This window comes from Mycobacterium shinjukuense (genome assembly GCF_010730055.1).
GTDB classification, from domain to species: domain Bacteria; phylum Actinomycetota; class Actinomycetes; order Mycobacteriales; family Mycobacteriaceae; genus Mycobacterium; species Mycobacterium shinjukuense.
The window spans coordinates 4,466,413-4,480,091 of sequence record NZ_AP022575.1; the positions used below are offsets into that span (position 1 = coordinate 4,466,413).

Genomic DNA, 13,679 nt, shown 5'->3' on the forward strand with positions numbered 1-13,679 from the left:
CGGCATCGAGTGTGGCGGCGCGCCGCCACCGAATGCCGCCGCAGACGTGATGGAAGAACGGCTACGGTGACCGCCGGCGACCTTCATTCGATGGTCATCGCATCGGACTACCGGGTGGCCGACCCCGGCCGGGTGCGGCCGCTGCTCGAGCGCAACAGGTCGGCTCTCGCCGCCATCGGCGCTCACCACGTCCTGATCTACGCGTCAACCCACGACCGTGGCCGTGTCCTGGTAATGATCGGCGTGCACAGCCGCGAGCCCATCGTGGAGTTGCTTCGTTCCCGGGTCTTCTTCGACTGGTTCGACGCCAGCGGCGTCGACGACATCCCGGCGGTGTTCGCCGGCGAGATCGTCGATCGGATCGTCACCGGCGGTGCCGGGGCCGCTCCAGCGGCCCCGGGCGTCGTGGTGGCCGCGTTCGCATCGGTCGACGACGTGGTGGACCTGGTGGCGGAGGTCGGCGCCGCGATGGACCGGTTCAGCGCGGTGGGCATCCGAAAGACCTGGGTTTTCCAGGCTTTTGACGATGCGCACGAAGTGTTGATCCTGCAGGAGTTTCCCGACGAGGACGGGGCCCGGCGGTGGATCGATCATCCCGACGCCGCCGCACACTGGATGAGCCGGGCTGGACTGGGGCCCTACCCTCCGCTGTTCGTCGGCCGCCTGCTGGACAACATGCGGATTGCGGCGCACGGGAGTGATTCCTCGCGTGCCTAACTTCGTGCCGAGCGTGCGGCGGGCAACGTCGCGCGTGTACTGGTGGCGGGGACACGCCGGGCGAGGCCGCCATGGTTGCACGTTCGGTGCGCCGGCATGTGACCGATCACCCTGCCTCAGCGACGGCCCTGCTGCGACAGGGATCCGACGAGCTGGCCCAGCAGGTGGGGGATCTCGAGGCGCGGCAACATCACCTCGACCAGCACCAGGCGGTCCCGGTGCTCCGCGGCGGCGGTGAGGGCGTCGTCGAGCTCGCCATAGGTTTGTGCGCGGAAAGCCAGGTGATTGGTCACCCCGAGCGCGTTGGGAACATCGGTCCATCGCCAGCTGACGATGTCGTTGTAGGGGGCCGTCTCGCCGTGGATGGCGCGTTCGACGGTGTAGCCGTCGTTGTTGACCACCACGATGACGGGGGAGAGGCCCTCGCGGCAGAAGGTGCCCAGTTCCTGCACGGTCAGTTGGGCAGCCCCGTCGCCGATCAACAGCACCGTTCGCCGGTCCGGATGCGCCAGGGCGGCTCCGACCGCGGCCGGCAGTGTGTAACCGATTGAGCCCCACAGCGGTTGGCCGATGAAGGTGACTCCGTGCGGCAACCGGTGGTCGGCCATGCCGTAGAACGAGGTCCCTTGATCGGCCAGCACCACGTTGCCCGGTGTCAGCGCCGAGCACAGCCGGTCCCACACCATCTGTTGGGTGAGCGGCTGGTCGCGGGCCGGCACGAGCGGCGCCGGCTCCACGGGCGGCGGTTCCACCGGTGGCGAACTGATGCCGCGCCGGGCCAGGATGCTGGCCAGTGCCGCCAGCGCGGCACCCATTTCCAGCGGTGCGAACACCTGGTCGGCCACACTGCTTTGGTACTGCCCGACGTCGATGGTCCGGGTCGGATCGATCCGCTGGCTGAAGAAGCCGCTCACCATGTCGGTGAACACCACCCCGGCGGTCACCAGCACCGGCGCCTGTTCGATCGCCGTGCGGACCCGGTCGGCGCTGGCCGCGCCGGCGTAGATTCCCAGGAAGTTGGGCGAGCTCTCGTCGAGCAGGCTCTTGCCCCACATCAACGTGGCGTGCGGCACCACGTCGGCGGCCAGTAGCTCCTCAAGCTCCTTGACGGCCTGCAGGCGGTGAACCAGCAGGTCGGCGAGCACCGTCAAGCGATGGTCGGCGATGAGTTCGGTGGCGGCCGCGATGAACATCGACAGCGCGCGCGGGCTGGTGCCGCCGGTGTAGCGGGGTAACGGCGCGGCGGGCGGTTCGGTGGGGAAGCGCGCCACGTCGGTGGACAGCAGGATGTAGCCCGGCCGCTTCTGTTCCCGTACCTCCGACAGCACCCGGTCGATCTCCCTGCACGCCGTTGCTGGCATGAGATTGGCTTGGGCGCAGGTGATTTCGCGGCTGATCCGGAGGAAGTGCTCGAAGTCGCCGTCGCCGAGCGAATGGTGCAGCGCTCGGCGGGTGGCCTGGGCGTCCTTGGACGGGCCGCCGACGATGTGCACCACCGGCACGTGCTCGGCGTAGCTGCCCGCGATCGCGTTGGTCGCCGAGAGTTCGCCGACGCCGAATGTCGTTACCACAGCAGCCATTCCACGCAACCGGCCGTATCCGTCGGCGGCATAGCCGGCGTTGAGCTCGTTGGCGCTGCCCACCCAGCGAATGGCCGGATGGGCCACGATGTGGTCGAGGAATTCCAGGTTGTAGTCTCCGGGCACGCCGAAGATCTCGGAGACGCCGAGTTCGGCGAGGCGGTCGAGAAGGTAATCGCCAACGGTGTACACGGGATCGGTCACGGAGACGACGGTACGCGCATCCGAAACCATTCCGGCCCGGGCGCGGTTTCGATATCGTGCGGGCCATGGCAATCACCGAGTCCCGCGACATCGTCATCGAAGCTAGCCCCGAAGAGATCCTGGACGTCATCGCCGATTTCGAAGCGATGCCCGAGTGGTCCGAACCCCATCAAAGCGTGGAAATACTCGAGACCGGTGCCGACGGCCGGCCCAGCCGAGTCAAGATGAAAGTCAAGACCGCGGGTATCACCGACGAGCAGGTCGTGGCCTACACCTGGGGCCAGAATGCGGTGAGCTGGACGCTGGTCAGCTCCGGCCAGCAAAAGTCGCAGGACGGGAAGTACACCTTGGTTCCCAAGGGCGCCGAAACCCTGGTCAAGTTTGAGATCAGCGTCGATCCCAACGTTCCGCTGCCGGGCTTCGTCCTCAAACGCGCCGTCAAGGGGACGATCGACACGGCGACCGAGGCGCTGCGCAAACGGGTGCTGAAGGTCAAGAAGGGCACATAGGCGCGGTGACCACCGGGGGGCCCCTGGTCGGGGTGAAGGTGATCGAACTCGGCGGCATCGGACCGGGCCCACACGCGGGCATGGTGCTCGCCGACCTCGGCGCCGACGTGGTGCGAGTGCGCCGCCCGGGCGGCGTGGCGATCGCAAGCGCGGCGAAGCCGGGCGAAGCGGGTCGCCACCGAGCGGGCGTGACGATGCCGTCGGAGGATCGCGACCTGCTGCACCGCGGGAAGCGCATCGTCGACCTGGACGTCAAGGCGCAGCCGGAGGCGCTGCTCGGGCTGGCCGCCAAAGCCGATGTGCTGTTGGACTGCTTCCGGCCCGGCACCTGTGAGCGACTTGGCATCGGTCCGCAGGATTGCGCGGCGGTCAACCCGAGGTTGATCTTCGCGCGCATCACCGGCTGGGGACAGGACGGGCCGCTCGCGCAGACCGCCGGCCACGACATCAACTACCTGTCACAGACCGGCGCGCTATCGGCGCTCGGTTACGCCGACCGACCACCCATGCCGCCGCTGAACCTGGTCGCCGACTTCGGCGGTGGCTCCATGCTGGTGCTGCTGGGCATCGCGGTCGCGCTGTATGAGCGGGAACGTTCGGGCCGGGGTCAGGTGGTCGACGCCGCGATGGTGGACGGGGTCAGCGTGCTCGCGCAGATGATCTGGACGATGAAGGCCATCGGCAGACTGCGCGACCAGCGCGAGTCCTTCCTGCTGGACGGCGGCGCCCCGTTCTACCGCTGCTATGAGACCGCCGACGGCAAGTACATGGCCGTGGGGGCAATCGAGCCGCAGTTCTTCGCGGCGTTGCTCGCCGGGCTCGGGCTGTCGCCCGACGAGGTGCCGAATCAGCTCGACGTGGCCTCCTACCCGCGGATGTGCGCGGCCTTCGCCCAACGGTTCGCCAGCCGGACCCGCGCCGAGTGGACAGCGGTTTTCGCCGGCACCGATGCCTGCGTGACACCGGTGCTGACCTGGAGCGAGGCCGCCAACAACGCGCATCTGACGGCACGCGCGACGGTGATCACGGCCCACGGTGTCCAGCAGGCCGCGCCCGCACCGCGCTTCTCCCGGACACCGGCCGGACCGGTCGGCCGGCCGCCGGCCACGACCACGCCGCTCGCCGACATCGGCTGGTGACACAGTATTTGCCTCAAACACTGTCCGAGGCTGCGACGGCGTTGTAGCTTGACAGTGATGGCTGTTCAGGCATCGCGGGAAATTGTGATCGATGCGCCGCCGGAAAAAATCATGGAGGCGCTCAGCGATGTTGACGTCTTGTCCGAGTGGTCTCCGGTGCACAAGAAGCTGGAAGTCATCGACCGCTACCCCGATGGCCGGCCCCACCATGTGAAGGCCATCGTCAAGGTTTTGGGGATGACCGACAAGGAGATCTTGGAATATCACTGGGGCCCCGACTGGGTGGTCTGGGATGCCGATAAGACGTTTCAACAGCACGGCCAGCACATCGAGTACACCGTCAAGCCGGAAGGGATCGACAAGGCGCGGGTCCGCTTCGACATCACCGTGGAACCGTCGGGGCCCATTCCCGGTTTCCTGGTCAAGCGTGCGAGCGAGATGGTGTTGAATTCGGCGATAAAGGGCCTGCAGAAGTGGGTTGCCAAGCACGGCGATTCCGGGCAATCCGGATAGCCGTCCGGGCACCGCGATGTTGGCATGGTCTGTGATGGGATCGCGTTGCAAACTTGGTAGCAATGGCCATCCAAGCATCGCGTGAAGTTGTCATCGAAGCGCCCGTAGCGGCGATCGTGGAGGCACTTGCCGACCTGGACGCGGTGCCGTCCTGGTCGTCGGTGCACAAGCGCTGCCAGGTGCTCGACACCCATCCGGACGGTCGGCCGTACCACGTGAAGGTCACCATCAAGGTGACCGGGATAGTCGACACGGAGTTGCTCGAATACCACTGGGGACCCGACTGGGTGGTGTGGGACGCGCAAAGGACCGCCCAGCAACACGGCCAGCACGGCGAGTACAACTTGTTGCGTGAGGGTGACGACAAGACCCGGGTGCGATTTACCCTCACGGTCGAACCCTCCGCGCCGCTGCCGGAGTTTTGGGTGAACAAGGCCCGCAAGAAGATCTTGCACGCCGCCACCGAGGGACTGCGCAAACGGGTTATGGAGATGGCTAGATAGCGTGCTCCCGGAGCACCGCCAGTCGCCTGATCGCTTCCTCGAGGGTGTCGTCACGTTTGCAGAAGGTGAAGCGCACCAGGTGATTCCACACGTCGGCTTGTTGTGAGGCGTGGGCCGCCGCCGGGACGCAAAACGCCGACATCGGGATGGCGGCCACGCCGACCTTCTCGGGCAACGCCGCGCAGAACGCCGTGCTGTCGTGGTACCCCAGTGGCCGCGGGTCGGCGCACAGAAAGTACGTGCCGTAGCTGTCGTGCACCTCGAAGCCGACGTCGGTCAGCCCCGCCGCCAGCCGATCGCGCCTGGCCTGCAACGAGTTCTTCAGCCCGGCCACCCAGGCGTCCTGGGTGTCCAGCGCCAGCGCCACCGCCGGCTGGAATGGCGCCCCGCCGACATAGCTCAGGTACTGCTTCGCCGCACGCACCGCGGCGATGAGTCCGGCTGGGCCGCAGGCCCAACCGATCTTCCAGCCGGTGCAATTAAACATCTTGGCCGCGCTCGAGATGGTGATCGTGCGCTCGGCCATGCCGTCGAAGGCGGCCAGCGGCAGATGCCGGGGGTTGTCCGGGCCGGCAAACACCAGCTGCTCGTAGACCTCGTCGGTGATCACCAACAGGTCTGCGGACACCGCGATCTGTGCAATCGCGGCCAGCTCGGTCGGGCGCAGCACCGCACCGGTCGGGTTGTGTGGCGAGTTGACGATCAGCGCCGTGGTCCGCGGCGTCAGCGCACGGCGCAGCGCGTCGGCGTCCAGGGCGAAGCCCCGGCCATCGGGAACCAACGGCACGGTCAGGCGGTGCGCTCCGGCCATTGCCACCACCGGCGAATAGGAGTCGTAGAAGGGCTCGATCAGCAGCACCTCGGAACCGGGTTCGACGAGGCCGAGCACTGCTGCCGCGATGGCCTCGGTGGCTCCCACCGTGACCAGCACCTCGGTGTCGGGGTCGTACTCGACCCCGAAGTGGCGCCTTCGATGGGCGGCGATGGCGTGCCGCAATGGCGCGATGCCTGGGCCGGGCGGGTACTGATTGACACCGTCGGCGATGGCGTCTTGGGCGGCCTGCAGCATTTCCGGCGGCCCGTCCTCGTCGGGAAAGCCCTGTCCGAGGTTCACCGCGCCGATGCGCGCGGCCAACGCCGACATTTCGGCGAACACCGTGGTCGCGTAGGGCCGCAGTCGCGACACCGTCATGGTGCACGAGCTTAAGGCCCGCCGACGATGTGCGCCGCGCTGCGGCGCGCGGAGGAGGTGGGCGATTGGGCGTGGGCCCGCCGACGATGCGCGCCGCAGCGAACTGTTGCCCAACCAACAGGTTGGCCGGGGCCCCTGTTAGTGTGCCTGTACTGGACCTAGTCTTGAAGACGGATCCGAACCTCCCCGTCATTGGGAACAGTTGGAACAGTTGGAACAGGAATCGACATGTCCGAAGAAGCGTTCATCTACGAGGCCATCCGCACCCCGCGCGGCAAGCAAAAAAACGGATCGCTGCACGAAGTCAAGCCATTAAGCCTGGTCGTTGGCCTGATCGACGAGCTGCGCAGGCGTTTCCCCGACCTCGACGAGAACCTGATCAGCGACGTCATCTTGGGCTGCGTGTCACCGGTCGGTGACCAGGGCGGCGACATCGCCCGCGCCGCGGTGCTCGCATCGGGCATGCCGGTCACCTCCGGCGGTGTGCAGCTCAACCGGTTCTGCGCATCGGGCCTGGAGGCCGTCAACACCGCCGCGCAGAAGGTGCGCTCCGGCTGGGATGATCTGGTGCTGGCCGGCGGTGTGGAGTCGATGAGCCGGGTGCCGATGGGATCCGACGGCGGCGCGATGGGGTTGGACCCGGCCACCAACTATGACGTCATGTTCGTCCCGCAGGGCATCGGCGCCGACCTGATCGCCACCATCGAGGGCTTCTCCCGCGAGGATGTGGACGCCTACGCGTTGCGCAGCCAGCAAAGGGCCGCGGCCGCGTGGTCGGGCGGCTACTTCGCCAAGTCCGTGGTTCCGGTCCGCGACCAGAACGGCCTGCTGATCCTCGACCACGACGAGCACATGCGGCCCGACACCACCATGGAGGGGCTGGCCAAGCTGAAGCCGGCCTTCGAGGGCCTTGCCGCGTTGGGCGGCTTCGACGACGTGGCGCTGCAGAAGTACCACTGGGTGGAAAAGATCAACCACGTACACACCGGCGGCAACAGCTCGGGGATTGTCGACGGCGCCGCGTTGGTCTTGATCGGCTCCGAGGCCGCTGGCAAGTCGCAGGGCCTCACCCCGCGGGCGCGCATCGTGGCCACCGCCACCAGCGGGGCCGACCCGGTGATCATGCTGACCGGCCCCACCCCGGCCACCCGCAAGGTGCTCGACCGTGCCGGCCTGACCGTGGACGACATCGACCTGTTCGAGCTCAACGAGGCGTTCGCGTCGGTGGTGCTGAAGTTCCAGAAGGACCTCAACATCCCCGACGAGAAGCTCAACGTCAACGGTGGCGCCATCGCGATGGGCCACCCGCTGGGTGCCACCGGCGCGATGATCCTGGGCACCATGGTCGACGAACTGGAGCGCCGCGACGCCCGACGTGCGCTCGTCACGCTGTGCATCGGGGGCGGCATGGGTGTCGCGACGATTATCGAGAGGGTTTAACAGCATGCCCGACAACACAATTCAGTGGGACAAGGATGCCGACGGCATCGTCACGCTGACCATGGATGATCCCTCCGGGTCGGCCAACGTGATGAACCAGGCCTACCTCGAGTCGATGGGCAAGGCCGTCGACCGCCTTGTCGCCGAAAAGGATTCGATCACCGGAGTGGTCGTCACCAGCGCGAAGAAGACCTTCTTCGCTGGTGGCGACGTCAAGACGATGATCCAGGCCAGGCCCGAGGACGCCGGCGATGTGTTCAACACCGTCGAGACCATCAAGAAGCAGCTGCGCACCTTGGAGACACTGGGCAAGCCGGTGGTCGCAGCCATCAACGGGGCGGCGCTGGGCGGCGGCCTGGAGATCGCGCTGGCGTGTCATCACCGGATCGCCGCTGACGTCAAGGGCAGCCAGCTCGGCCTGCCGGAGGTGACGCTGGGGCTGCTGCCTGGCGGCGGTGGGGTGACCCGCACGGTGCGGATGTTCGGCATCCAGAACGCGTTCGTGAGCGTGTTGGCGCAAGGTACGCGGTTCAAGCCGGCCAAGGCCAAGGAGATGGGGCTGGTCGACGAGCTGGTGGGAACGGTCGAGGAGCTGGTGCCCGCCGCCAAGGCCTGGATCAAGGCCAACCCGGACGCGCACGAGCAGCCGTGGGACAAGAAGGGCTACAAGATGCCCGGCGGCACCCCGTCGTCGCCCGCGCTGGCGGCCATCCTGCCGTCGTTCCCGTCGAACCTGCGCAAGCAGCTCAAGGGTGCACCGATGCCGGCGCCGCGCGCCATCCTGGCCGCCGCGGTCGAGGGGGCGCAGGTCGACTTCGACACCGCCACCCGCATCGAGAGCCGCTACTTCGCGTCACTGGTCACCGGTCAGGTCGCCAAAAACATGATGCAGGCGTTCTTCTTCGACCTGCAGGCCATCAATGCCGGCGGGTCCCGGCCCGAAGGCATCGGCAAGACCCCGATCAAGAGGATCGGTGTGCTGGGTGCGGGCATGATGGGCGCCGGCATCGCCTACGTCTCGGCCAAGGCCGGCTACGACGTGGTACTCAAAGACGTCAGCCTCGAAGCCGCGCAAAAGGGCAAGGGCTACTCGGAGAAGCTGGAAGCCAAGGCGCTGGAACGGGGCCGCACCACCGAGGAGAAATCCAAGGCGCTGTTGGACCGGATCACCCCGACGGCCGACGCCGCCGATTTCAAGGGTGTGGACTTCGTGATCGAGGCGGTCTTTGAGAACCAGGAGCTCAAGCACAAGGTGTTCGGCGAGATCGAGGACATCGTCGAGCCCAACGCGGTGCTGGGGTCCAACACCTCTACGCTGCCGATCACCGGTCTGGCCAGCGGTGTCAAGCGGCAAGAGGACTTCATCGGGATCCACTTCTTCTCGCCGGTCGACAAGATGCCGCTGGTCGAAATCATCAAGGGCGAGAAGACTTCTGACGAGACGCTGGCACGGGTGTTCGACTACACCCTGGCCATCGGCAAGACCCCGATCGTGGTCAACGACAGCCGCGGCTTCTTCACCTCCCGTGTCATCGGCACCTTCGTCAACGAGGCGCTGGCGATGCTCGGCGAGGGTGTGGAGCCGGCCAGCATCGAGCAGGCCGGTTCGCAGGCCGGTTATCCGGCGCCGCCGCTGCAGCTGTCCGACGAGCTCAACCTGGAGCTGATGCACAAGATCGCCGTCGCCACCCGCAAGGGTGTCGAGGACGCCGGCGGCACCTACCAGCCGCACCCTGCCGAGGCCGTCGTCGAGAAGATGCTCGAGCTCGGCCGCTCGGGCAAGCTGAAGGGCGCGGGTTTCTATGAGTACGTCGACGGGAAGCGGTCTGGCCTATGGCCGGGGCTGCGAGAGACGTTCAAGTCCGGCTCATCGCGGCCGCCGCTGCAGGACATGATCGACCGGATGCTGTTCGCCGAGGCGCTGGAAACCCAGAAGTGTCTCGACGAGAACGTGTTGACGTCGACCGCCGACGCCAACATCGGGTCGATCATGGGCATCGGGTTCCCGCCGTGGACGGGTGGCAGTGCGCAGTTCATCGTCGGCTACTCCGGTCCGGCGGGCACGGGTAAGGAAGCCTTCGTGGCCCGGGCCCGGGAGTTGGCGGCCGCGTACGGCGACCGCTTCCTGCCGCCGGACTCGCTGAGGTAAGCGCGAGCAGCCGCAAAAGCCCCCGCACGCTCGGCGTGTCGGGGGCTTTTGCGTCTGCTCGCGCGGGTGGGTGGGGGACCTCCGGCAGGAACACAGCCAGGATGAATCCGAGCGTGGCGACCAGTCCCGCGCACACGAATACCTGCGTGAGCGACTCACAGTAGGCCCGCACGATGGGGGCGGTCAGGTGGTGCGGCAGTCGGTGCAGGGCGGCCGGCGAATGCGCGGTCTCGAAGGAGGTCCCGGTGGACGCCAACACCGGGCCCAGGCGCCGGCCGAGAAAGTTTGCGAGCAACGCGCCGAGCAGCGCGGTCCCGAATGCACTGCCGATCGCGCGGAAGAAGGTCACTCCCGAGGTTGCCACCCCGAGGTCCTCGACGTGTGTCGTGTCCTGCACGATGAGGATCAGCAGCTGAATCGACAGGCCGACGCCGGCCCCCAGGATGAACAGGTAGAGCGATTGCAGCAGAGCTGGCGTCGACTCGTCCATGTATGACATCAGCCCGAACGCAGCCGCTGTCAGGGCGGTACCAACCACCGGAAAGATCTTGTACCGGCCCACGCGGCCGATCAGGGCGCCGCCGCCGGTAGCGGTGAGCAGCATGCCGATCACCATCGGAAGCATGCGCAGCCCAGACGCGGTTGGCGACGCGCCGTGCACGTACCCCAGGTACGTCGGGACCAGCGTCAGCGCGCCCAGCATCGCGAATCCGACCCCGAAGGCCAGCAGGCAGCACAGGGAAAACGTGGGATTGCGAAACAGTCGGATCGGCAGGATGGGTGCGGCGACGCGGCCTTCTACCCACAAGAAGGCGCCCAGCACCACCGCGGAACCTACGAACAGCCCGACGATGATCAGTGACCCCCAGGCATAGGTGGCGCCGCCCCAACTTGTGGCCATCGTCAGGGCGGTCGCACCCAACATGACCAGCAACATTCCCAGGTAGTCGATGACCGGCTTGGGGCGTTGGGCGAACTTGGGGATGGCTGCCGCCGCCAACAACAAGATCACCAGCGAGATCGGCACGTTGATCCAAAAGGCCCACCGCCAGTTCACATGATCGGTGAACAAGCCGCCCACCAAGGGAGCGGTCACCATCGCGGCGCCGAACACCGCCCCCAAGATGCCCTGATAGCGGCCGCGGTATCGGGGCGGCGCGATGTCACCGACCAATGCACTGGCGGTGACGCTGATCGCTCCGACGCTGACGCCTTGCAGCGCGCGGCAGATCACCAGCATGCTCATCGACTGCGAAAGCCCGCACAGTACGGAGCCGGCGATCAAGAACGCGGTGGCGGCCAGGAACACCTGCTTGCGCCCGAACAGGTCACCGAACTTGCCGGCCAGCGGGATTGAGCTGGTCACGCCGAGCAGATGGCTGGTGACGACCCACGACCGATGGTTGGCGCCCCCCAGGTCGGCGACGATCGTTGGCAGCGCGGTAACTGCAGTCGTTATCGCCAGCGCCGCGACCAGCATGCCGAGCACGATCGCCACGAAGATAACGTTGCGCCGCCGTAGGCTGACCGGTGGGCAGATCGGAGTGGCGGCGGGGGTCGCCCGGGTTGTTGAGCTCGTCATGGCTGCGCGCCTGTCAACTCGGTGGTGCGGGTGAACCCGGAAGGGCACCTTACGACGGCGCAGCCGCGGTGCCCACGGCCAGCGCTGCCGTTCTCGGCGCCGGCCAACACCGCGTGGGCGTCGGCGATCGGCGAACCAATCGCAGCCCATTCCGAAGATGGCGCCGCCAGATTCGTTGGCGTCACGTGCTTCACCGCCGTGTTCACAAACGACATCGCCAGTCCTTCCGCACGACAACGTGACCGAAGGGTGCAGCCCCGAAATGCGACGCCTTCGTCACCGGCGTGAACAACCGGGAGCTTGGAGGGTTCTCAGTGAAGAGTTCTCATCAGCGCGCTTCTGATTGCATGACACGCTATGTGGACCACCCATCGGGGTCCAGTAGAAGGTTGCGAACAAACTCTTGCGTCGGCCGCAAGCGCCTATCCCTGGGGAATGTCGTGCCGGGCATGCTGCCGCGGGCCGCCAATACCCAGCTGCCGGCCATTGAGGTCGCCTTGGGGTGGCGGCTGCCGGCGGACGGCCGACGTCGCGCGGGACGTGGGGATTGGGCGGCCCACCCGGTCGCCGCTGCCGGTCGAGGGATCCCGCCGCGGCCGCCAAAGTTGGCCGCCGCGCCAAGCGTGCGGCCTTCGTCACCGGTGTGCGCATGCCGCGTGCGGGGCGCTTCCGTTGGCGCGCTCCCGCGCGCTCAGCGGGCCACGCCTTGCGGCCCGAAGGATATCGGCGCCCCAGTAAGAGGGTTTACGGAATGACTTGCGTCACCCGAAAGTATCGTGAACCTCGTGGAGCTGTATCAACTGCGCTATTTCCAAATGGTCGCGGAGTGCGGCACGCTGCGCGAAGCCGCCGAGAAACTGGCGGTGTCCCAATCCGCGGTCAGCCGGGCCATCGCCATGCTCGAGTCCGAGATCGGGGTTGAACTGTTCACCCGGCGTGGACGGGCCAACGAACTCAACCGGTTCGGGAAGGCGTTCCTGCGGGCGAGTCTCGTGACCCAGCGGAGCCTTGACACAGCGATCGCCGGCGTCCGTGAACTTGCCGGAGTCGACGCCGGGACGGTGACCCTGGGATTTCTCAACACACTGGGCGTGGCCGTAGTGCCCAGGCTGATCCGCCGCCACCATGACCGCTTTCCCGGGGCACGATTCGAACTGCGCCAGGCCGGCGGAACCTCCCTGCTGGGCGATCTGGCCACCGGCGCCATCGACCTGTGCCTCAGCTACCCAATGCCCGTTGACGAATGGCCCGGCGTGAAATGGCATCGCCTGTTCAACCAACAGCTGTGCGCCGTCGTCCACCGAGACCATTCGCTTGCCAAGCGGAAGGTGATCGGGTTCGAAGAACTCGCCGACCAACCCTTCGTGGTCCTCAACTGTGATTACGCCATGCGCAGGATCTTCGACGACGCCTGCGCGCGCCACGGTATCACGCCCAAGATCGCCTTCGAAGGAACGGGCGTTCCCACGCTGCGCGGCCTCATCGGCGCCCGCCTGGGCGTAGGTGTTCTGCCCCCGTCAACCACATCGCAACCCGACGTCGTCGAGATCGCAATCGACGACAAGGAACTGGCCAGACCCATTGCGATCGGTTGGATGACCAACAGGTATTTGCCGCCCTCAGCCGCCGCGTTTCGGGACACCACGATCTCGTCATGGGAGCTGCCTGAACCAAATCCCACGGCTTGGGATGAGGCCTGACCAACCAATCGTCGCGTCGATCGCAACATCGTGATGCTCTCCGCTCGGGTGTCCGCTTGTTGCAGCCGGGGGCGTCCCGACGCGGCCTGACGAATGGCGATTGACAACTTCACGAGCACTCGTCAACGACAGGTTCGCCTGACAACCCATCGGGGGCATTGAACAGGTGCCGTCGACGTCAAGGGCAGACCTTGTCGTCTGTCGACGGTCACGGACGCCAACACCCGTCGGGGCTGCTGTGGTCGATGGGAGCTCCACAGGGGGCAGCTCGAATCCTTGAGAAAGAGTCAAGTGTTTGTTCGGAAGCTTCTACTAGACGCCGATATGCGGGGTCCATAGCGTGGGCTCAGTGTCACGGTGAGGGTTGCCGCGGGCCGCGGCGATCCGATCCAGGTCACTGATGTCTGGCTCGTAGCTGCCGCCTTCGCGCTGGCATACATGCGTCGTGTCG

At 66.7% G+C, this 13,679-nt stretch carries 10 protein-coding genes and 1 pseudogene; 8 read left to right on the top strand and 3 right to left on the bottom strand.

All coding sequences use genetic code 11. The features are described 5' to 3' along the window. Positions 1–66: 66 nt before the first annotated feature. Positions 67–717, top strand: a complete 651-nt coding sequence (locus tag G6N20_RS20240) for a fatty-acid--CoA ligase (RefSeq protein ID WP_142272113.1) — start codon at positions 67–69, stop codon at positions 715–717. 116 nt (positions 718–833) lie between these two features. Here G6N20_RS20240 and G6N20_RS20245 read toward each other — a convergent pair whose 3' ends face one another. Continuing rightward, positions 834–2,531, bottom strand: a complete 1,698-nt coding sequence (locus tag G6N20_RS20245; protein ID WP_083050066.1) for an alpha-keto acid decarboxylase family protein — start codon at positions 2,529–2,531, stop codon at positions 834–836. A gap of 35 nt (positions 2,532–2,566) precedes the next feature. Between G6N20_RS20245 and G6N20_RS20250 the strand changes: the two genes are divergently transcribed. The 4 genes from G6N20_RS20250 (at position 2,567) to G6N20_RS20265 (ending at position 5,165) form a co-directional block, all read left to right on the top strand. Continuing rightward, on the top strand, positions 2,567–3,010 hold the full coding sequence (locus G6N20_RS20250) for an SRPBCC family protein (RefSeq protein WP_083050065.1): 444 nt from the start codon (positions 2,567–2,569) through the stop codon (positions 3,008–3,010). A 5-nt stretch (positions 3,011–3,015) separates the two neighbouring features. Then, a complete protein-coding gene (locus G6N20_RS20255) occupies positions 3,016–4,149 on the top strand; it encodes a CaiB/BaiF CoA transferase family protein (protein WP_083050064.1) in 1,134 nt (377 codons plus the stop codon). A gap of 57 nt (positions 4,150–4,206) precedes the next feature. Then, positions 4,207–4,662 carry an SRPBCC family protein gene (locus G6N20_RS20260; protein ID WP_083050062.1) on the top strand — a complete coding sequence of 152 codons (456 nt, stop codon included), beginning with the start codon at positions 4,207–4,209 and terminating at the stop codon, positions 4,660–4,662. Between the two features lie 62 nt (positions 4,663–4,724). After that, on the top strand, positions 4,725–5,165 hold the full coding sequence (locus G6N20_RS20265) for an SRPBCC family protein (RefSeq protein WP_083050059.1): 441 nt from the start codon (positions 4,725–4,727) through the stop codon (positions 5,163–5,165). Here the strand turns inward: G6N20_RS20265 and G6N20_RS20270 are convergent. Then, positions 5,158–6,357, bottom strand: a complete 1,200-nt coding sequence (locus G6N20_RS20270; RefSeq protein WP_083050057.1) for a pyridoxal phosphate-dependent aminotransferase — start codon at positions 6,355–6,357, stop codon at positions 5,158–5,160. The two genes, G6N20_RS20265 and G6N20_RS20270, sit on opposite strands and share 8 nt — an antisense overlap. Before the next feature lie 228 nt (positions 6,358–6,585). Between G6N20_RS20270 and G6N20_RS20275 the strand changes: the two genes are divergently transcribed. Further along, positions 6,586–7,797 (top strand): acetyl-CoA C-acetyltransferase, encoded by a 1,212-nt coding sequence (locus tag G6N20_RS20275; RefSeq protein WP_083050055.1) that lies wholly within the window; start codon positions 6,586–6,588, stop codon positions 7,795–7,797. 4 nt (positions 7,798–7,801) lie between these two features. Next, positions 7,802–9,946 carry a fatty oxidation protein FadB gene (fadB, locus tag G6N20_RS20280; protein ID WP_142272112.1) on the top strand — a complete coding sequence of 715 codons (2,145 nt, stop codon included), beginning with the start codon at positions 7,802–7,804 and terminating at the stop codon, positions 9,944–9,946. Positions 9,947–10,019: 73 nt separating this feature from the next. Here fadB and G6N20_RS20285 read toward each other — a convergent pair. Beyond that, positions 10,020–11,528 (bottom strand): annotated as a pseudogene (locus tag G6N20_RS20285) (MDR family MFS transporter); the annotation flags it as partial. Between the two features lie 785 nt (positions 11,529–12,313). Here G6N20_RS20285 and G6N20_RS20290 point away from each other — a divergent pair. Next, positions 12,314–13,228 (top strand): LysR family transcriptional regulator, encoded by a 915-nt coding sequence (locus G6N20_RS20290; protein WP_083050088.1) that lies wholly within the window; start codon positions 12,314–12,316, stop codon positions 13,226–13,228. The last annotated feature ends 451 nt before the right edge of the window (positions 13,229–13,679 follow it).